The organism is Kurthia sp. YJT4, from assembly GCF_030219945.1.
GTDB lineage: Bacteria > Bacillota > Bacilli > Bacillales_A > Planococcaceae > Kurthia > Kurthia gibsonii.
The window spans coordinates 1,479,028-1,498,820 of record NZ_CP126689.1 but is presented as its reverse complement, the minus strand read 5'-3'; the positions used below and the strand labels follow the sequence as shown (position 1 = coordinate 1,498,820).

The window sequence follows — 19,793 nt, the reverse complement described above, 5'->3', positions numbered from 1 at the left end:
TTTTCGATAAAAATGAAAAGTAGAACGATTCGACTACATTCGGAATATTCTTATTGTACTGAAAGTCATAAGAAATAAATAGAAAACAATTTTTACTATAGAATTCGTTGTAGTTGCATTACATAATTTGAGAAAAAGAAAAAAACCGCGCAATTGCACGATTTTTTCTTTGAAGTTAAGAACCTTTATGGAACATCCCGACAACTTCTGTTGTTTCTGTAATATTTACAAATGCATGTTGATCCGTTTGTTGGATTAAATCTTTTAACTCGGCTAATTGATATTTTGTAATAACCGTCATTAAAACTTTACGGTGTTCGCCCGAATATGCGCCTACACCATCTGAAATAGTTACGCCGCGATATAAGTTTTGAAGCAACATTTGCTTCATCTCTTCGCCTTTTGCTGTAATAATCGTTAATGTTAATTTTACATGGTTCGTATGAATTGTGTCGATGACTTTACCTGTTGCATAAATCGTTACTAATGTCATTAAGGCTGCGTCCCAGCCGAAAATAAAGCCTGAAGCAATGACAATCACAGCATTCATAGCCGATAGTAAAGCGCCGATTGGAAAATCTGTCTTTTTCGCAAGCAACATCGCTAAAATATCGAAACCACCAGATGAACCTGATGCGCGGAACACAATGCCGATTCCGACACCTGTTATAATCCCGCCGAATAAAGCAGCGAGTAATGGTTCATGTGTTAATTCCATTTGTGGAATAATATATAGACTAGCGGATACAACGACCACCGAAAGAATCGTATAACCAATAAATCGTTTACCTAATTTCCATACACCAAGTACGAGTAATGGTAAATTTAAAATTAAGTTCAATACCCCTGTATCAATTGGATATAATAATCCAAGCATAATGGCGATACCACTTAGACCACTACTTAAAATATGATGTGGAATAAGTAGCCAGTTGTACGCAAAACCGACAAGTGATGAACCAATGATAATCATACATATGTTTTTCATATTTTTCATGTTTCTTTTCCCCTTACATCCCTTTATGTTGATTCCCTTTCCATCTATTATAAACAACAAAACTCGTTTTATTATTTAATAGTTTTTTCTGAAAATCACATAAATTAAGTCTTGGTAAGGGTCTAAATTAATCCATGTATTTATAAGATTGCTTAAATTCTAATGTATAGCGGCCATTCGCTGCTTGATTCAACTCTTTTGTCAATTCTTGTCCTCTCTGATGATACTGTTTTTCGAGATGTTCTGCTCCATGTATCATGGTTCCTGTTTTAGAATCAAGCCAATTTTCATGATCTCTTTTCCAAAAGAGCCATTTTTGTTGTAATTCAGGTGTAAGTTGCAATATTTCAATTGGCATACTCTCATTACACTTTGCGCATAGTAAAAATGCTGGTTTTCCATTTGGCTGTATATAAAATGATGTCGTATTGTGACACATAAAACATCCATCCTTTCCTTTATGTACTCGTTTTTTTATCTCCTTTTTATAAAAAAAGCACGAACCTTTAAAAGATTCATGCCCGATTGACATTCGTAGTCTATGTATAAGCGAATGTTATTGATTTTTATTTGTACGCTTCATCACGACTAAGATTACAATTGCTAATACAATAAGTCCCATAGCAGCTACTGAAAAAAGCCATATATCTTGTTGCTTGATTTGAAGTAAATTCAAAAAAGATGAAGTTGTTTCTTCATTATCTGTAAGTGATGCAACATGGTCTACAGATGAACCGACAATTGTATTGATTTTTAAAAAACTCATGAACAACCTCCTTACTCTATTGTATTAACATTTACAACGCAAATCAAACATAAATTTTACATTTTTTTCATATTAACTTCAAAATCATTCGATACAATCAAAATATAAAAAGGAGGCTAGATTATGTATGCCTATATTTTTGATGAAGAACAAACTTTTGAATCTGTAACTTCTCAAACGACTGAATTTATTGAATCGTTTTTCTCAATTGAATTACCAAATAGTTATAAAAAACTGATGATGATGCACAACGGGGGCTCATTAGCCTATTCTACCTTTTCTTCTCGTAAATTACGTGAAGATTCGATTGAGATCGATGTATTTCTGCCTCTTTCTATACACGAAGGAGTTATTGAATCAAAACAGATTACCACACAGCTAGACATCGATGAACGCTATATCGTATTTGCATGTAGTCATCATATTTTTATTGCTTTTGATTATACAGTGCATAGAAAAGGTAACCCACCTATTGTTTTCATTCACCGTCATACGAAAGAAGTCATAAAAGTCGCACGCCACTTTAGATCATTTATAAAGAAGTTAGATACAGCGTACATGGAAGAGATAAATGATTTCATTTATACATCTCGTCAATTTGAACGCTATGTAAAAAAAGGAAAATCAACAACACATATTGCCGCTTGTTTCGAACAATTCTCCTATGAAGCAAATGACTTTGAATGGTATAGTCAATTGGCTATTTATACATTAAAGAGAAAGCAAGATACACAGCTTGCATGGTATATTGGTGCTGGCCTTCTTCAACAAATAAAACTTCATCCACATGAGCGCTGGCCTTTAACTTCACTTCAAGAAGCAATCAACTTGTTACAGGCCTTCCATGATCCCTATACAAGAAAGCTTGGAAAGCAGTTACAAGCTAAACTGATGAAACCTGAGATGCTAGTATTTTAAATATATAAAATCCTGTATGATTCGAGAATTATACAGGATTATTTATTCTTTAAATGTGCATTTATTTTTATAAACGGTTTTTATTATTTTATATATAGACTAGAGAGGTATATTTATAATTAATTTAAAATGATTATCGAATTTTTTTATTACAAATATTACAAGATTATTTCAAAATATGGTATGATGTCCATGTATTTTATTATAAAGGAGTGGTTATTTGAAAAAGCATTTACGTCCGATTGCCGCACTAAGTTTAGGTGCGCTACTATTCGCAACACCTCTTAGCTCTACACAAGCTGTACAAAAACAACAGAATCTAACACACATGGTTCAAACAACATCTGATGATTCAGCATACGAAAAAAATAAATTGATTATTCGCTCGACAAAAGAATTTACAGCACGCGAATTAAAACAGTTAAATGCAACGAAACAAGAACGTATTTCAGCAATTCAGTATACGGTACTGTCGTTCAAGTCTGAAAAAGCATGGAAAGCTGCAATCCCAAAATTAGCAAAAATGAAACAAGTTGAACGTATATCACTAAGTCCAATTTATAAAAAATTAGGTAATGTCGATCCAAAAGCAACAAAACAAGCTTTACATAAGCTACTGCAATCTCCTGCAGCTCAAAAACTACAAGGTAAGAGCAAAATCAAGGTTGCAGTCATTGATGAAGGTGTCGATGCTACACATCCTGATTTACAAAAAAATATTGTGGCAACAAAGAATACAGTTAATCCTTTACATGTAGCAGAAAAAGGTTCACACGGTACACATGTCGCGGGCATTATTGGCGCAGTAAAAGATAATGGTATTGGCGGATATGGTATGAATCCGAACGCACAAATTTTAGGATATGATGTGTTCAATGGTTCAGACGGTGCGTACGATTACATCATCTCAAAAGCGATAATTCAAGCGACAAAAGATGGTGCAAAAGTTATCAATATGAGTCTTGGTTCTGCTTCCCCTTCTCCTGTAATGGATGAAGCGATTGCGTATGCACACGAAAAAGGAGTTACAGTCATCGCAGCAGCAGGTAATACAGGCACAGATCAAAAGCAATACCCTGCTAGTTATAAAAATGTCATTAGTGTTGGCTCTGTTGGTAATACGAAAAAGTTAAGTGACTTCTCTTCTTACGGTGTATCGACAGATATTGTAGCACCTGGTGAAGATATTTATTCGACAAGTTATCAAAAACGTGGTGCTTCATTTGAAAAAATGAGCGGTACGTCGATGGCTTCTCCTGTTGTAGCAGGCATTGCATCACTGATTTTATCGAAAAATCCAAACTTAACACCTGATCAAGTAGAATATATTTTAGAACATACAGCGACTGACTTAGGTGAAAAGGGTTTTGATGCAAAGTATGGATTTGGGCTTGTAAATCCCGTAAAAGCGATGCAGTTCAATCCGAAAAATATTCCTGTTCAAACAACAAAACAGTGGAATGATGAGGAAATTAAACATAGTGCGGAAGATGCAACATTTAACAAACCCGTTACAAAATCACTAAAACAACGCTACGAGCAGCAATGGGTTCGTGTCAACGTTACGAAAGGCCAACCTATTCAACTAACAGTAAAAGGTGATAAGTTAGCTGATTTACAACTAGACGTTCGTTTTTATGGTGATGAATCTTCTCAAAAAGCAGTTTATAACAGCGCTCGTGAAAACGAAGTAGAATCTAAATATATCGAAGCACCATTTGACGGGGTTATGACTGTAGGTGCGAGCGATGTGAATGGTCGCATTAGTCAATCACCATATACACTTGATATACAAACAGGCATGTTCCCTGAAGATGAATCAAGTCGCGAGCAAGTGGCTGAATTAACAGACTTAAACACAACAATTGATAATCAATATTTCCAACCACTTGGCGAGGTAGATGAAGATGTCTTCCATTTTAAAGCTACAAAAGATGAACTTGTATCGCTTACACTGTCAAATATTCCAAATGTAACGACGAGCGTGATTGTATATGACAAACAAGGCTTTAATCCTCCTGAGGATGCAACAGAAGAAGTATCACCGATTGTACAAGGCAATAGTTTAAAAGCAAATACGGAGAATACACTATCATTTGCGACAAAAGCTGGAGAGGATTACTATATTGTTCTTAAAAATACAGCTGATGCTGAGATTACTTTTGAACAATTGCTTCAAATGATGATGTCTGGTCAAGAACCAAATTTTGAAATGAAGCCAGAGAGTGCTCTATTCCCTTACGAAGTAACATTTGCGACAAAAGCGATGCCAGCAGATGAAGATCAACTTCCGTATGTTGGAGAAGAAGAACTGAATTTTGAAAATGAAGTAGAACAGATCAAGGCATTAGGTCGTCCGTTTGATTTATCAAAAGAGGTAACGGGTCATTTACAAGGTTCGAGCGACTACGATGCGTATCATTTTAAAACGAATGCGGACGGTATTTATAAACTACACATTCAAACGAAAAATATGCGTAATTTACCGAACGTAGTATTAGCTGAAGCGATGACGGAAACAGTAGATGGTCAAGAAATGGTGTATTTAGAAGACATTTATGATAATACGAGTGACTATGCTGCGGACGGTTCTTCGATGATGATGGGCTTAAAAGCGAATACGGATTATGTACTACGTGTTATCGCAAACTCTGACCAAACCATTCCTTTTGATGGCTATACATTAAAAGCGGAAAAGATTAAAACGAATGTAGCTGATTCATTTGAAGTGAATAATCAACCTGAACAAGCTGCATCATTCCCGAAAACAGGGAAATTAATTGCCAATGTTTCAACATTTAATGATGTAGATTTCTACTACTATGAAGCACCGAAAACAGGTATTTATAGTGTAGATTATCAGTTAAAAAATTTAACAAAGAATGATTTACAAACATTGCCTACATTATTGCACAATCGTTATATTTCAACAGTTCGATTAGTACTCGACAAAAATCATAATAAACGTTTAGATGCCAATGAAATGGAATCTTCTATTTATTTAGAAGATATGCAAAATGATTTATCTTTACATTCTGGTGTCGAAATGCAAAAAGGTGAACATTACTTTGTCGCAGTTCAACCAACGGCATTTGAAGCATTTATGTTCTCTGCTCGTCCATATGAATTAGCGATTCAAGCAACTCCTTCAGTCGATGAAGATGCAAAAAGTATCGTTAAAAATAACAAACCTTCGAAACCAATTGCTTTCAAGAAAAAATCAACTTCTACTGTTTCAGGTTCTGCTTACATGAATGCGGGCTTTACAAACGGTGATGCCGATTGGTTCGTCTATAAAGCAACGAAAAAAGGCAAATTAACGGTAACGCTTGATGTGCCAACAAGCCTAGACGGTGTACTAGAAGTCTATAAAGATGGTAAACGCCTATCTAAAACGGATCTTTACGGTGACGGCGATGCCGAAAAACTGACATTGAATGCATCAAAAGGAACGTACTATTTCAAAGTAACAGACCGTTTAAAACGCGCGTCGATTCAACCTTATACACTAACGGTTAAAAAATAAGAAGTAAAAGAGGGACTTAGACAATTCATATTGTCAAAGCCCCTCTTTTTTATATGATTCAATTGTTTGATTGCTCCTGCTTCTTTTAAAAATCGTCCATGTCTCTTCTCTTTAGGAAAGGCGCTTGCATCAAATAACTCAAAATGACGATTTATCCATTTTCCTCGCCAAATGCGATGTGACTCCTCTACAATTTCTCGTTCTGTTAAACCCTCATGTTCAAATGCATCACAATCAAAGTCGTCTACTCCAAATTCAAATCCACAACAGGCACATATTTCATTACTTCCAGCGAAATTCTCATAATACGTCGGTTCTTCTAATCCCTCGTACCCACAAACGGGACATGTATATTTCTTCACACAATCAAACCCCTTTTAAAATTTCTCAAAACCTTTTATATCGAAATTTGATACATCTAACTTTAAAGCTTTTAGTTGATCTACTAAGACATCAAACTTCAGGCTATCTTTATTCTTTTTATTTTCTGGAATCGATTTCGAATCAAATAACCGAATTCCTTCTTCTATCCATTTTTTTCGGTATAGTTGAAAAGCGACCTCTAAAAATGGTTCCGGTATTGTAATGAAACCATGCACCACATCATGATCTTCACTAAAACCAAATTCAAATCCACAACAAGTACATATTTCAAAAGTATTTAGATATTCTCCATTAACAAAAACTGCATTTTCTAACCCCTCGTACCCACAAACGGGACATGTATATCGCACACACATATTTTATTCCTCCCTAATTTTTAATTCTTTCACCTTTCAAGCATCCTTTATATCATAACATTCTATGAAAATTTGCTATTTTAGGCATCTTTTTAATACAAATTCACGTCATATAAATCACTGCATCGACAAAAGCTTTGTGTTATGATACAAAAGCAATTTATTTACGGGAGTGATTCTTTGAAACCAACAATTTATAAATGGATATCGACAGTAGCAGCTTCTGCCCTACTATTAACAGCTGCACTACCAACATCCGTTGCACAGGCAACTAATTCTTCAATTCAAAAAAATCTTACAAAAAAATCCTATGCAAAACGTACACTTGTTATTCAGTCTTCAAATGACTATACATATCAAGAGATTCAGCAACTGAAAGGTACGATTATACAACAAATTCCAGACCTGCACACAATGGTTGTTCAGTTTAAAACAGATGAAGCGATGAAAAAAGCGATTGATTGGTTTTCACAAGATGCTCGATTTGAACGTCTCTCTTTAAGTCCATTATACGAAACTTCCGGACAAGTGGACGAAAAAGCATCTTTACAATATACGCATCAATTATTTCAAACAAAAAAGCTAATGCAACAAACGAAAAAGAAAAAAATCAAAGTCGCTGTCATTGATACTGGTGTCGATGCGAATCATGTTGAATTAAAAGGTCAAGTCAAAAAGGCAGTAAATATCGCGAATCCCATGAAAGCACAAGTTAAAAAATCACATGGTACGCATGTTGCAGGAATACTAGCAGCGAAAATGAATAATGGTATTGGTGGATATGGTGTTAATCCAAATGCTGAAATTCTATCTTACGATGTTTTCAATGGCTCTGAATATGCTGCTGACTATGATGTCGCAAAAGCGATTCTCCAAGCGATCAAAGATGGCGCAAAAGTGATTAATTTGAGTTTAGGTAATGAATTATATTCACCTCTTGTCGACCAAGCTGTGCAAAAAGCACATGCAAAAGGAGTGGCGGTATTCGCAGCTTCTGGTAATGATGATACAGATCGCCCAGACTACCCTGCTTCATTAGAGAATGTCATCAGTGTTGGCTCAGTGAATGCGAAGAAAAAGCGTAGTGACTTTTCGAATTATGGAGCATCACTCGATTTAATGGCTCCTGGTGAGGATATTTATTCCACTTCTTATGATGCGACACGTGGCTCAACTTTTGAAACGATGAGTGGCACATCGATGGCTTCACCTGCTGCTGCGGGGATTGCTTCTTCTCTACTTATCAATCACGCTTATTCACCAGAGCAACTTGCCTATGTACTTGAAAAAACAGCAAAAGATCTTGGCACAAAAGGTTATGACTTAAAATACGGTTATGGTTTCATTCAACCACTGGCAGCTCAAAATTTTAAAGGGAAAATCCCGACATTTACATCAAAAAAATGGACGAACGCAACCATTTTAAAAGATGCTACGGTTATAAAAGGAACACAGACGAAAAAAGGGACACTTAAACAACCGAATGAAACAAAGTGGTATCAAGTACCTGTGAAAAAAGGTGAACTAATCCAAGCTACTGCCTCATCTAACAACGTAACGGATTTAAAACTTGTTTTAAAAACTTTCGGTACAAAAGTTCAAACAAAAACGATTCAAGATACGGGCGCTGGTGAAAAAGAAGCGGGATTTGTACAGGCAAAAGAAGATGGTACAGTCGCAATCGGTGTTAAAAATGTATATGGACACGCTAATACACCTTATGCACTAGATATTTTAAAACAGTCTAGTAAACCAAAAGATGAAGCTTCGATTGAAAAACCGATGGCATTAAAAAGTACAAATACAAAAGTATATGGACTATATATGAACGAAACAGCTGATGGGGTTGACCAAGACGCCTTTCATATAAAAGCAACCAAAGATGAATTAGTTCAAGTTCAAACATCTGCTCTACCTGGTGTCGACCTTTCGATTGAAGTCTACAAAAAACAAGATTTATTAAATGAAGAAAGCAGTGCACCACTTGTTTCGATTAATAAAAATGGTATTGGAAAAGCTGAATATGCTTCGTTCCCTGCCACAACAGGTGAAGAATATGAAGTTATCGTATCGAACAGTAGCAATAGTGAAGCAATGCCTGAAGAAGATGTCCTTAATCAATTAAAAGAAGGTGTTGTCTCACCAAAAGCATCTTTACTGCCTTATCAACTGACATTATCAAGTCGTACGATGCCAGCCGATGAAGATTCAATCATATTCAATCCAGAAACAAGTCAAAAAATAGATCGTACAAACCCGACTAAAGTGTATACACTCGAACAATTATTTAAGAAAAAAGGCCGACCATTTGATGTAGTGAATGGTGTAGAAGGCTTTTTACAAGGTTCAACTGACTTAGATGGTTATTACTTCAAAACCACTACTTCTGGTTTTTATGAATTTAATACTGCTGTCGCACACGCTGCTGAACAACCTTCTGTCACAATTTATGAAGTACAAAATGATCCACAAACAGGTATGCGTTCAGAAGAATTTTTAGCTTCCAATAGTACAGAAGACGGCATTATGAAGAAAAAAGCCATTGCGAGTTTACAAGCAAATACGACGTATCTAGTAGAAGTTGGTGTTGGCTCAGTTGGCTCGATTCCGAAAAATGGCTATCGTGTCACAGCGAAAAAGTTACAATCAAATATAGTAGACAAATACGAGCAAAACAATGTACCTGAACAAGCAAAAACGATTCGTGTAAATCAAAAAGTAACAGCGAATTTTGCACGTCCAAACGATGTAGACTTCTATTACTTTAAAGCACCGAAAGACGGTATCTATCAAATGAAGATGGATTTAAGTCCATTTGATGATACGAAGTATTCACAAGAATGGCATAATCTGTACACGAAGTCGATTACGGTTTATGAAGATAAGAATCATAATCACAAGATGGATGGGAATGATTTATCTGCATTTAAGCCTGTTGGAAATGACTTAAATGGTGAGCCAATCAGCGGTTCAATTGAAGCGAAAAAAGGCGATACATTCTTCGTATTAGCTCAACCCACTGCTTTTTTAACAACAGATCTATTCTCGATTTATCCTTATGAGTTAAAAATTCAACAAGTTGTAACAAAAGATGAAGATGCAAAAAATAAAGTAAAAAATAATCGCCCTTCTCACCCGATTTCATTAACGAAGAAAAGCGCCTCGGTTTATGAAAAAACAGGCTATCTAAATCCTGGTCAGCTACAAGGTGACGAAGACTGGTATGCATTCAAAAATAAAACAACGAAAAAAGTCCGTTTAGCATTAAGCGGCGCGGCAGATTTTGACCCTGTCATCACGTTATATGCAAATGGTAAAAAACTTAAAACATTCGATGCATATGGTGTAAGTGATGAAGAAATCGGCTCTTACACATTCAAGAAAAATACAACTTATGCGATTAAAGTAAAAGACCGTCAAGGAAATGCGTTTGCAGACCCTTATAAATTACGTCTAACATTACAAAAATAACAATTAAAACAGGAGGAAACGAATACCGTTTCCCCTGTTTTTTTAATGGGATGGTCTACTATTTAAAAATACGGGAACGGTTATATGAATGAAGTGACTAGGAGGCGAAGTATATGGAAAATCGTTCAAAACTATTTTTATTAATTGGGATTGTTGCATTCATTATCATTAGTGCTACTTTTTATATTGCGATTAAACCAAAAGATGTTGTCGATACACTCGTCACCGATTCAGATCGCTTTGAAATCGTTGTAGATCGTATTACTTTGTGAGATGTCTCACAGGGTGAGCCGCGTCAGCAAATCTTCACTGCAACAAAGGGTGAACCGCTCTATGAAAAAACGCGTAAAACACTTCAACAATGGCATGTAAAAAAACAATGGTTTCAAAATGAAACACCCATTCAGCATCATTATAAAATGGCATTAATTGATGAAGAACGTCCTGAGACAACGACCGTCATTTGGGTTTCAAAAGATGGCTTTCTCTCTGCCTATGATAAAAACTATACACTCATCCATGGTTCTGTTCACCAACTCGTTACAGAAAAGTGAGGCTGACATTATTTGTTTAAGCCTCTTTTACTTTTATGAACCTGTTTTTTTATTTTCATATATAGACTAGCGAGGTTTATTTAAAAAATAACTTGCAGGTCTTTTACGACCTACAAGTTATTTTTAATTATACGAGTTGTTCAAGTGCTTGCATCGCTTCTAGTACACGTTCACTCGTTATTTCACCAATTGGCATTAAATGAATGGACTCTGTTGGAATCGTTGTTTTTTCAGCTACTTCTTGTAATTGTTGAGCTGTTACTTCTATTAAACCTAGCTCTTTTAATGTTTGAGGAAGATGTAATTCCTCATAAAATGTGCGCAACGCTTGTACTTCTTCTGGACGATTTTCAAGCATTAACTGTACACAAATTCCGTAAGCCACTTTTACACCATGTAACAACGCATGACTCTCCTCTAAAGCCGTTAATCCATTATGAACTGCATGTGCACCTGCTGTACGCCCATAATGATCGCCATAACCTCCCACCATGCCTGCATACATGAACATCACTTCTACCACTTGAATAAAGGCATCATTTAGTACTCCTTCATCCATCGCACGTAAAGCCTCTTTTGAATCGCGTAGTAGTAACTCTTTACACTGTTTCGCTGCTTCATACGAAATCATGAGCGGTACAGGTAAATGCTCAATCGTACGTAATTGTACATCGGCTTCATACCACTTCGCTAATGTATCACCAATACCTGCAACAAATAAATCACGCGGCGCATGAAGTAGTAACTTCGGCTCAACTAATAATAAACTCGTCGCAATTGGATAGATATCATAATGATGAAATGCCCCTTCATTATCATAAATAACACTTAGCGGTGTCCACGGTGCGCAGTTAGATGCTAGTGTCGGTAAAACAATTACTTGTTTATGTAATTCATTCGCTGCTGCTTTCGCTAAATCAATTACCTTTCCCCCGCCTAAAGCAACAATCGCATCGACTTCTTTCGCTTTTGTTACCACTTTATCAATCTCAGCGAAAGAACATTCACCTTGATATGTATAAAAAGTTTCTGTCATACTCGGCATCTCTGGCCAATACGCTTTTGCAGCTTCATATGATTTCGTCCCTGTCACAACAAGGATACTTTGAATGCCACGTTGTTGTAATTTTTCTTCTAATAATTCAAAAGCACCTTCTTTTAAAATATATTCACTTGGTGCTGCATGTACTTCAATTGTCTTCATGATGATTGCCTTCTTTCTTTATATACTATTTACTATGATAAACGATTTTCAGAATATTTTATACTTTAAAAATAACATGAATTCACAAAAAAGATGCTTTTTTCACTTTAATTGACAAGTACATGCTTTTCTTCTATCGTTAGTTTATTCATGTTGGAATATCTAAACGATTCCAACAAAGTAAATGACTTGGAGTGAATTGAACATGAATTGGGCTTTATTAAAAAAGACAGTTTTGGCGAGTGTACTTGGCATCTCGTTAGTTGGCGGATCGATGTTAAACCCAATCGACACAACACCGAAAACCGTTACAGCGGCTTCTCTTAAAACCGTATCACTTGTGCGTGCGACAGATGGTGATACAGCAACATTTAAGTATAAGGGAAAGAATATGAAAGTGCGCTTCCTACTTGTTGATACACCTGAAACGGTCCACCCTTCTAAGGGAGTTCAACCTTATGGTAAAGAAGCTAGTAACTATACGAAGAATCGCTTAAAAAAAGCAAAAAAAATTCAACTGGATTTTGACCGTACAGGCTATAAAGGTGATAAATACGGACGTAAATTAGCGTATGTGTATGTTGACGGTAAAGACTTGAATTTAGAGCTTGTACGTAAAGGCTATGCTCGCGTTGCATATGTTTACGCACCGAACACGAAATATAAAACGAAATATTTCGTTGCACAGTCTAAAGCAAAAAAAGAAAAGTTACGTATTTGGTCTAAGAAAGGTTATGTAACGAACAGCGGTTTCGCTTCTAAAAAACCTTCTTCTACTGTGACGGTCAACACATCAAAAACATTTAAAAACTGCACTGAATTACGCAAAGTCTATCCAAATGGTGTACCGAAAAGTCACCCTGCTTACCAAGCAAAGATGGACCGCGACCACGATAACTGGGCGTGTGAACGCTAATGAATAAAGGAAGTAAGACATCTATGAAAACACTGATTAAATTAGGTTTACTAGCATCCATTAGTTTTGCACTTGTTGGATGCTCGGAAGAAAAAACTGCACCGGTTGAACAACAAACAACCGAGTCAACACAACAAGCAAATGACAATCAAAGTAACACACAAGAAAAACAATCTACTCAAAAAGAAGAAAACACAACATCTTCAAAAGATGAATTCAAAGGCTACAAATTAATCAAAGCGAATGCTTGTAATTTATCTGGGAGTCGTGAAGCAAATGTTGTAGTAGACATCGGCTTTGGAAATCGTGAGTATTGGGCATTTACAAACGAATATGGCCAATTAATTCGCGTCACTGCTAAAAAGATTACCTTACAAAATGATCGTACTGAACAAGTTACATCATCAGGAAGATACTGTAGAGACGAAGCGAAAGTTCCAGGTGTCGAACGTAAAGATTTAGACGAAGGACATGTCATTGCCGATTCACTTGGTGGTGTATCAAATGCTTATAACATTACACCACAAGATAGTACACTAAACCGTCATGGTGACCAAGCCTATATGGAAGATGCGATTCGTAAAGCCGGTGGCGCAACAGATTTTGAAGCGATTATCACGTATCCAAATACGAAAACACAAATTCCTTCCCGTTATAAATACACATACACAATTAAAGGTAATCGCGTTGTAGATGAATATGCAAACGGTAATCCAGATCAGCGAAATGAAGAACTCGGTTTAACTAAAAAACAACCGACAACTTCTTCAAAACCACAAACAAAAGGTGACGTATCAGCTGTAGATACAGATGGTAACGGACAAGTCACCATTAAAGAAGCAAAAGCAGCTGGATTCAAAATGCCAATTACAAAAGATCACTGGTTATATCCTTATATGGATGACCGCGACGGTGACGGACTTGTAGGCGAATAAACTTCAAGTACGCTAGGTAATCAATCGATTACCTAGCGTATTTTTTATTTATCTCTTTACTTTTATATCACAAAGCGATATATTATATATCATAAAGTGATATATCAGGAGGTGATATATTGAAAAAAAATGAACAACTAACTGATTCAATGTTTTATATTATGTCTGCCTTAGCAAAGCCACGACATGGTTACGCGATGATGAATTTAATCGAAGAAACATCAAACGGTTTGATCACAATTGGCCCTGCTTCCATGTACACCATTATAAAAAAATTATTAAATAATCAATGGATTTATTTATTTGATGATTCCGATTCACGTAGAAAAGTATATACACTGACGGAGCAAGGACGCACCATTCTAAAGGAAGAAATTCAATTACGAAAACAGATGATTCAATTAGCTGAACAAGAAATGGAGGAAAGATGATAGTGAAAAAGAAATATATTATGTCCAATGGATTGGCTTTTTCGGAACAAAAAGATATGACACGTTTACATGAGTTATCCAAACAAGGATGGCATGTCAAAAAGTTTTCCTTTTTAGGTTATACACTTGAAAAAGGGACTGAGAAAGATTGGATTTATGAAATTGACTATCGTATATTAGAGGATGGTGATGACGAATACTTTGAACTTTTCAATCAGGCGGGCTGGTCACATGTTGATTCACAAGCAAATATTCATTTATTCAAAGCTGCCCCCGAAACAAAGTCACTTTATACCGATGATGCAACACATGTTGAAAAATATAAAAGCTCTTTAAAACCGCTTCAAATTACGACTATTTCATTCATTCCTATTACACTTCTTAGTTGGTATTTATATGACCAGACAACACAGGTTTTACAACTATTTTTACTGATCCTCTCTATTTTACTAACTGTCTTGACGATTCCACTTGCTTGGACGACATTAGCTGCCACAAGTAATAAGTGGAAAGTCGAGCAAAAAAATTCGTTGGTTACTTTTTCTAAATGGATGCCATACCTGATTGTATTGTTAGCTGTCATAACACTATTTCTTTTTGAATCGCAACCACTACGCATTCTTAGTGCAGCTTGTATTGGTGGAATTGGCTGTATCCTTTTAATCTACGCGACTATGTCTTTGTTACACAAAATACGCAAAGCCTAAAACATTATTTGGAACTTCTTCCTTCTATTTTCGTTCTTAATTAAAATAGAAAGGAGTGAGAACATATGGGTTTTTGGTATTTTCTGATTTTATTGATGGGTATTGTATTACTGATTACGGCTTTTCGAAAACAATGGATGCCTTCAAAGAAGTGGTTTGCTTCTTTAACAGGTGTCTGTATGATTGCTTTTTCAATTTTTATGTTCCAAGATGGTAGCGCTGAAATCATGCAACAATTACTCAATCAAATGAATATTTCTTTTTAATTATGAAAAACTTCTACAGATGATGTGGAAGTTTTTTATTTTACAAATTATGTTATAATCGAAGCAATCTATGAAAAAGGAGCGAATGAATATGACAGTCATTACTTGCATTACATCACCTAAAACGGAGGGTATGCACATTTAAGGAATGACGTATTCTCCGTATTGAAATGAATTTCATTCGGAGGTTACACATGACAACACCATCTATTTATTATGCTTTTACAAGTTCACGCGCATTTTGTTTACAAATTGTTTTCACTTTAAATATCATTTACTACGTTTCAGATGCACAACTGAATCCATTAGAGCTTGTTTTAATCGGGACAATTATGGAATTAGCCGTTTTACTGTGTGAGATTCCTACGGGATTAGTCGCTGATTTGTTTGGTCGTAAAAAATCGATTATTATCGGGACAATCATCATTGGCTGTGCACATCTTTTAGAAGGAAGCATCCCCTCTTTTACAGCGATTGCGATTGCGGCTGCATTATGGGGAATGGGTTGGACATTTATTAGCGGTGCTGAAACTGCATGGATTGCAGATGAAATCACACCAGAACAGCTGGATCACACACTTTTAAATGGCGCAAAATTTAGTTCGATTGGTAGTTTTATCGGTATTCTAACAAGCGTAGCGATTGGTAGTCTATTTACAGTACAAATCGCCATCCTATTCGCTGGTGCTGCATTATTACTCATCGCTTTGTTCTCTATTTTTTGGATTCCTGAAACAAAGTTTGTACCCATCACACAAGGAAAGCAATCACACCTACATCACATGAAAATAGCACTACAATCGAGTTGGAATGTGATTCGATCTGACCGAACGCTTCTCTCTTTAGCAAGCATTACATTATTTATGGGTCTCGCTAGTGAAGGATTTGATCGTTTATGGGGCGCTCACTTCATTGAAAACTTCCAATTGAATGAGCATTACACCGTCTATTGGTTCGGCTTGTTCTATGCGCTCACATTCTTGCTCAATATTGGTTTACTCAAGTGGATGGAGCAAATAGCTACTTCGCATTTTGCGCGTCTACTCATGTGGTTGAATACTGTGCTCATACTATTCATGATTTATTTCGCTTTTACAACACATTTTATAGTAGCTGTCGTACTTTATTTATGTGTTGCTTCACTACGAAATGTGAACCACCCTCTCATGAATATTATGATGAATAAACAAGTAGAATCAAAAGGGCGCGCGACAACACTTTCCTTCTATGGACAAGTTGATGCTTTTGGTCAAGTAGCAGGTGGACCACTTGTTGGACTTATCGCACTTTATACGTCCATTGAAGGTGGACTATTCGCATCTGCACTACTCATCTTACCTACCATTTATTTTTTACGAATCATGCGAAAAAATGCATAATATGTAAGAGAGCTTCAGCGTATTTCCGCTGAAGCTCTTTTTAAATTATTTAGATTGTTTATTTGAAAAGCCTATATTTTGTACTAACCAAATCATACATAAGAAAAAGCAAGCAAATAGTGTTCTCAAAAAAAGATTAACTATGACATGGGATTGTGTAAAAAATGAATCTTGCAATAAAAAAGTCAACGAAAAACCAATCATCAAAATAAGTCCATATCGCATCATCTTACACAACCTTATACATTTTCACTGTTTTCAGTAAGTGACCATCAAAGTCTTCTTCATATATTTCACGTACTTGAAAACCCTTCGCTTCGTAAAAACGTATGCCAATTTGATTATCTTGCTCTACTTCTACCTCGATTGTTTCTACATCTTCATGAAGCTTTTGTAAAAAAGCTGTGCCAACTCCTTTTCCTTGTAGCGCCGGATGAATGTAAATTGCATATAGCGTAACCATACCATTTACTACAGGTGAGAAATGGGCAAAGCCTTCTACTGTTCCTTCTGTTTCAACTACATAAAAAAAGCCATGTTGTAAACGTTGTAATAAGCGAGATTCTTCATAGGCTTGTTGTAAAAAAGCATCTTGAATAGAACGTGGAATGATGCCCTCATAGGTTGTGTGCCATGTCTCCGTCGCCACTTGTTGCACAGCTAAAACATCTTGTTCTGTCATATTTCGAATACTATACATTGTTTACGCCCCTACTTCACTACAAATTTCAATATAATGTCCGTCTGGGTCTGCTATATAGGCAACTGTTTGTCCCCATGGTTTTGTTACAGGTTCTTTTATAATCTGTGCGCCTTTTGCACGCAAGATATCGATTGTCTGTGCAACCTCTTCCACTGTAAATGCAACTTCAAATGTTGCTGTTTTTTCCGTTTTGTATGGAACGATTAAGCCGATTTCTTCTCTTACAGCGTCTCGTGTATTGATCGCGAATGTCGTCTGTCCTGTATCAAACTCCACATATGTACCTTGCTGCATCTTAACGGATAATTGCATCTTTGTAAAACGTATAGGCTTGGTCAAAATCAGAGACGTATAAAATAATATAGCGTAATGTACAATTCAACATCATCATTCCTTTCTATTCATTTTATGGAATTATACGGATGTTTAAGTGGGATGTAAAGAGAAAAGGGGATGGGACATAAGTGTAAAAACACCATCCTACATGAGCATAAGAAAAACTGGAATCGCGCTATTGTGCGGTTCCAGTTTTTCGTTGTGAACTCTAAAAAAGGAAAATGAGATATTCTGTCCCATCCTCACTTTTACTTTATTTAATTTTGCCACCGAAAACAGGATAGATACTATCTTTTCCGTAGCTTTCGATTTTTTCGACTTGTTTTAAAGCTTCCATATCTGCTTCATTGATTTCAAAATCAAGTGCTGTATTTTCTTCCATATGTGTACGATCAGTTGATTTTGGAATAACCGATAGACCTAGTTGTAAATCATAGCGTAAGCAAAGCTGTGCTACAGATACACCGTAATGTTCTGCCATCGCTTGAAGACGAGGGTGTTGTAACACTTCCCCATGTCCTATTGGCGAATATGCCTCCACCAGAATATCGTGTTTTTGACAAAACTCGATTAATTCGAATGGTGTATTGGAAATATGCGCTAAAATTTGATTGACCATCGGCTTAATTTCACAACTCTCTAGCAAGTTTTCAATATCATCTTGCAGGAAGTTACATAAGCCAATCGCTTTCACTTTTCCTTCTTTATAAGCATCTTCCATCGCACGCCATACTTCTTTATTTTCTTCAAAATAGCGATTTTCTTCGCGGAACTCTTTCCATGGTTGTGGGCTATGAATCAGTAGTAAATCGATATAATCGAGATTCATCTTTTTCAGCGAGCGGTCAATCGAACGGACAACACCGTCATATTTTTTCGACTCTGCTCCCACTTTTGTGGCGATAAATAGTTCTTCTCGCGAAATACCACTTGCATGGATTGCTTCTGCCACACCACCTTCGTTCATATATGCTGGTGCTGTATCAATATGTCGATACCCCACCTCTAATGCGTCTGCAACGATTGGTGTGACCGCATCGTTTTTAATAAGCCATGTACCCAAACCCACTTTTGGCATGTGTACACCATTTAATAATTTGTACTTTTCGTTAAACATCGTTCAATCTCCTTTTTGGTCGTCATTTTGAAAAGCATAACGAATAATGAATACGATACAACTAAAAATAAACAAATTTGAAGGTAATACCCATAGCTTATTATACGATAAGTCTTTATTTTCTGAAAATATAATGACTTTTACAAAAAATCTTTATTTATGTGAAATATAACGCTCTCACATCTGTATTTCCAAGTGACTGCCACTTAATTTGTTGGAAGGCATATTGGAAGCCAGCAGGCAAGTAATACTTCTGTTCGACTTGTTGCATACTTTCAGGTGTTTGATTGTATTGTTCATATAGTGCATGCTCTGAACCATCGCCTAATACATGCGCAGCATATAACTTGGCAATCGGCTGTAGCTCTGGCTTCTCCTGCCATGTAGCAGGACGATCTAGTAAACTATGTGCGATATGATTGATTGCATTTAGATGTACATAAAGCATACCTGCAACATCATGTGGCAATGTTTTACGAACTTCACTTGGTAAACGTTTTAATGCTTGTAGCGCTTGTTCATCTTCATTTTGTAATAAGATTTGATCCATATGTAGCGTTAAGTGTGTCGCTGCCAAATGAAAACGAAGTGCAATCTCTCCGTCACCTTTTAAATAATAAATTTTCGCAATCGAATGTAATAGCCCTGCACTAATGCCCTGTTCTCGCTGATGGAGTTGATAATACTGTAATGCCTCATCAAATTGCTTTTTCTTTTTCGCTTGCATCGCTTGCTCTATTCTATTCATAAACTCCACTCCTCTATTTGTTCAGTATACTACGCTTTTAAATGAACGACATACTTCTTCACATAATCGACAAAAAAGG

At 36.2% G+C, this 19,793-nt stretch carries 21 protein-coding genes; 11 read left to right on the top strand and 10 right to left on the bottom strand.

All coding sequences use genetic code 11. From position 1 onward, the window contains the following. Positions 1 to 175: 175 nt before the first annotated feature. The 3 genes from QN089_RS07290 to QN089_RS07280 all read right to left on the bottom strand — a co-directional run bounded on the left by QN089_RS07290 (position 176) and on the right by QN089_RS07280 (position 1,763). The gene (locus QN089_RS07290; RefSeq protein WP_068457380.1) at positions 176 to 988 is read right to left on the bottom strand and encodes a YitT family protein; all 813 of its coding nucleotides are present in this window, start codon (positions 986 to 988) and stop codon (positions 176 to 178) included. A gap of 136 nt (positions 989 to 1,124) precedes the next feature. Further along, a complete protein-coding gene (locus QN089_RS07285) occupies positions 1,125 to 1,436 on the bottom strand; it encodes a hypothetical protein (protein WP_285216355.1) in 312 nt (103 codons plus the stop codon). A gap of 117 nt (positions 1,437 to 1,553) precedes the next feature. Continuing rightward, positions 1,554 to 1,763 (bottom strand): hypothetical protein, encoded by a 210-nt coding sequence (locus QN089_RS07280; RefSeq protein ID WP_068453508.1) that lies wholly within the window; start codon positions 1,761 to 1,763, stop codon positions 1,554 to 1,556. 123 nt (positions 1,764 to 1,886) lie between these two features. Here QN089_RS07280 and QN089_RS07275 point away from each other — a divergent pair, with 123 nt between their 5' ends. Then, a complete protein-coding gene (locus tag QN089_RS07275) occupies positions 1,887 to 2,681 on the top strand; it encodes an SMI1/KNR4 family protein (protein ID WP_285216354.1) in 795 nt (264 codons plus the stop codon). Positions 2,682 to 2,901: 220 nt separating this feature from the next. After that, a complete protein-coding gene (locus QN089_RS07270) occupies positions 2,902 to 6,207 on the top strand; it encodes a S8 family peptidase (protein WP_285216353.1) in 3,306 nt (1,101 codons plus the stop codon). Here QN089_RS07270 and QN089_RS07265 read toward each other — a convergent pair. Next, positions 6,183 to 6,569: a hypothetical protein gene (locus tag QN089_RS07265; RefSeq protein ID WP_285216352.1), complete on the bottom strand. Its 387-nt coding sequence runs from the start codon at positions 6,567 to 6,569 to the stop codon at positions 6,183 to 6,185. The genes QN089_RS07270 and QN089_RS07265 overlap by 25 nt on opposite strands. Before the next feature lie 15 nt (positions 6,570 to 6,584). Continuing rightward, complete coding sequence (locus tag QN089_RS07260; protein WP_285216351.1) at positions 6,585 to 6,947, bottom strand: hypothetical protein; 363 nt, start codon at positions 6,945 to 6,947, stop codon at positions 6,585 to 6,587. Between the two features lie 180 nt (positions 6,948 to 7,127). On the opposite strand from QN089_RS07260, the gene QN089_RS07255 reads away from it, so the two are divergent. The 3 genes from QN089_RS07255 (at position 7,128) to QN089_RS07245 (ending at position 10,972) form a co-directional block, all read left to right on the top strand. Then, positions 7,128 to 10,418, top strand: coding sequence for a S8 family peptidase (locus QN089_RS07255; protein WP_285216350.1), 3,291 nt, complete (start codon positions 7,128 to 7,130; stop codon positions 10,416 to 10,418). 113 nt (positions 10,419 to 10,531) lie between these two features. Continuing rightward, the gene (locus QN089_RS07250) at positions 10,532 to 10,690 is read left to right on the top strand and encodes a hypothetical protein (protein WP_285216349.1); all 159 of its coding nucleotides are present in this window, start codon (positions 10,532 to 10,534) and stop codon (positions 10,688 to 10,690) included. Positions 10,691 to 10,837: 147 nt separating this feature from the next. Further along, positions 10,838 to 10,972 (top strand): hypothetical protein, encoded by a 135-nt coding sequence (locus QN089_RS07245; RefSeq protein ID WP_285216348.1) that lies wholly within the window; start codon positions 10,838 to 10,840, stop codon positions 10,970 to 10,972. Positions 10,973 to 11,099: 127 nt separating this feature from the next. On the opposite strand, the gene QN089_RS07240 is transcribed toward QN089_RS07245, so the two are convergent. Beyond that, positions 11,100 to 12,176, bottom strand: a complete 1,077-nt coding sequence (locus QN089_RS07240) for an iron-containing alcohol dehydrogenase family protein (protein WP_285216347.1) — start codon at positions 12,174 to 12,176, stop codon at positions 11,100 to 11,102. A gap of 205 nt (positions 12,177 to 12,381) precedes the next feature. On the opposite strand from QN089_RS07240, the gene QN089_RS07235 reads away from it, so the two are divergent. From QN089_RS07235 to QN089_RS07210, 6 genes are all read left to right on the top strand, one after another. Further along, entirely contained in the window at positions 12,382 to 13,092 is a 711-nt protein-coding gene (locus tag QN089_RS07235; RefSeq protein WP_285216346.1) for a thermonuclease family protein, read from the top strand. Between the two features lie 23 nt (positions 13,093 to 13,115). Next, positions 13,116 to 14,027, top strand: a complete 912-nt coding sequence (locus QN089_RS07230; RefSeq protein WP_285216345.1) for a DNA/RNA non-specific endonuclease — start codon at positions 13,116 to 13,118, stop codon at positions 14,025 to 14,027. 119 nt (positions 14,028 to 14,146) lie between these two features. Then, positions 14,147 to 14,458: a PadR family transcriptional regulator gene (locus tag QN089_RS07225; protein WP_087680691.1), complete on the top strand. Its 312-nt coding sequence runs from the start codon at positions 14,147 to 14,149 to the stop codon at positions 14,456 to 14,458. Continuing rightward, positions 14,455 to 15,165, top strand: a complete 711-nt coding sequence (locus QN089_RS07220) for a DUF2812 domain-containing protein (RefSeq protein WP_434784148.1) — start codon at positions 14,455 to 14,457, stop codon at positions 15,163 to 15,165. The genes QN089_RS07225 and QN089_RS07220 overlap by 4 nt, the downstream gene beginning before the upstream one ends. A 65-nt stretch (positions 15,166 to 15,230) precedes the next feature. Further along, positions 15,231 to 15,431, top strand: coding sequence for a hypothetical protein (locus QN089_RS07215; protein WP_068453528.1), 201 nt, complete (start codon positions 15,231 to 15,233; stop codon positions 15,429 to 15,431). A gap of 194 nt (positions 15,432 to 15,625) precedes the next feature. Continuing rightward, positions 15,626 to 16,810: an MFS transporter gene (locus tag QN089_RS07210; RefSeq protein ID WP_285216343.1), complete on the top strand. Its 1,185-nt coding sequence runs from the start codon at positions 15,626 to 15,628 to the stop codon at positions 16,808 to 16,810. A gap of 229 nt (positions 16,811 to 17,039) precedes the next feature. Here the strand turns inward: QN089_RS07210 and QN089_RS07205 are convergent, their stop codons facing one another. From QN089_RS07205 to QN089_RS07190, 4 genes are all read right to left on the bottom strand, one after another. Further along, complete coding sequence (locus QN089_RS07205; RefSeq protein WP_285216342.1) at positions 17,040 to 17,510, bottom strand: GNAT family N-acetyltransferase; 471 nt, start codon at positions 17,508 to 17,510, stop codon at positions 17,040 to 17,042. A gap of 3 nt (positions 17,511 to 17,513) precedes the next feature. Then, entirely contained in the window at positions 17,514 to 17,852 is a 339-nt protein-coding gene (locus QN089_RS07200) for a VOC family protein (RefSeq protein WP_350310912.1), read from the bottom strand. A 250-nt stretch (positions 17,853 to 18,102) separates the two neighbouring features. Then, on the bottom strand, positions 18,103 to 18,966 hold the full coding sequence (locus QN089_RS07195; RefSeq protein ID WP_285216341.1) for an aldo/keto reductase: 864 nt from the start codon (positions 18,964 to 18,966) through the stop codon (positions 18,103 to 18,105). Between the two features lie 157 nt (positions 18,967 to 19,123). Further along, positions 19,124 to 19,714 (bottom strand): hypothetical protein, encoded by a 591-nt coding sequence (locus tag QN089_RS07190; protein ID WP_285216340.1) that lies wholly within the window; start codon positions 19,712 to 19,714, stop codon positions 19,124 to 19,126. Between the last annotated feature and the right edge of the window lie 79 nt (positions 19,715 to 19,793).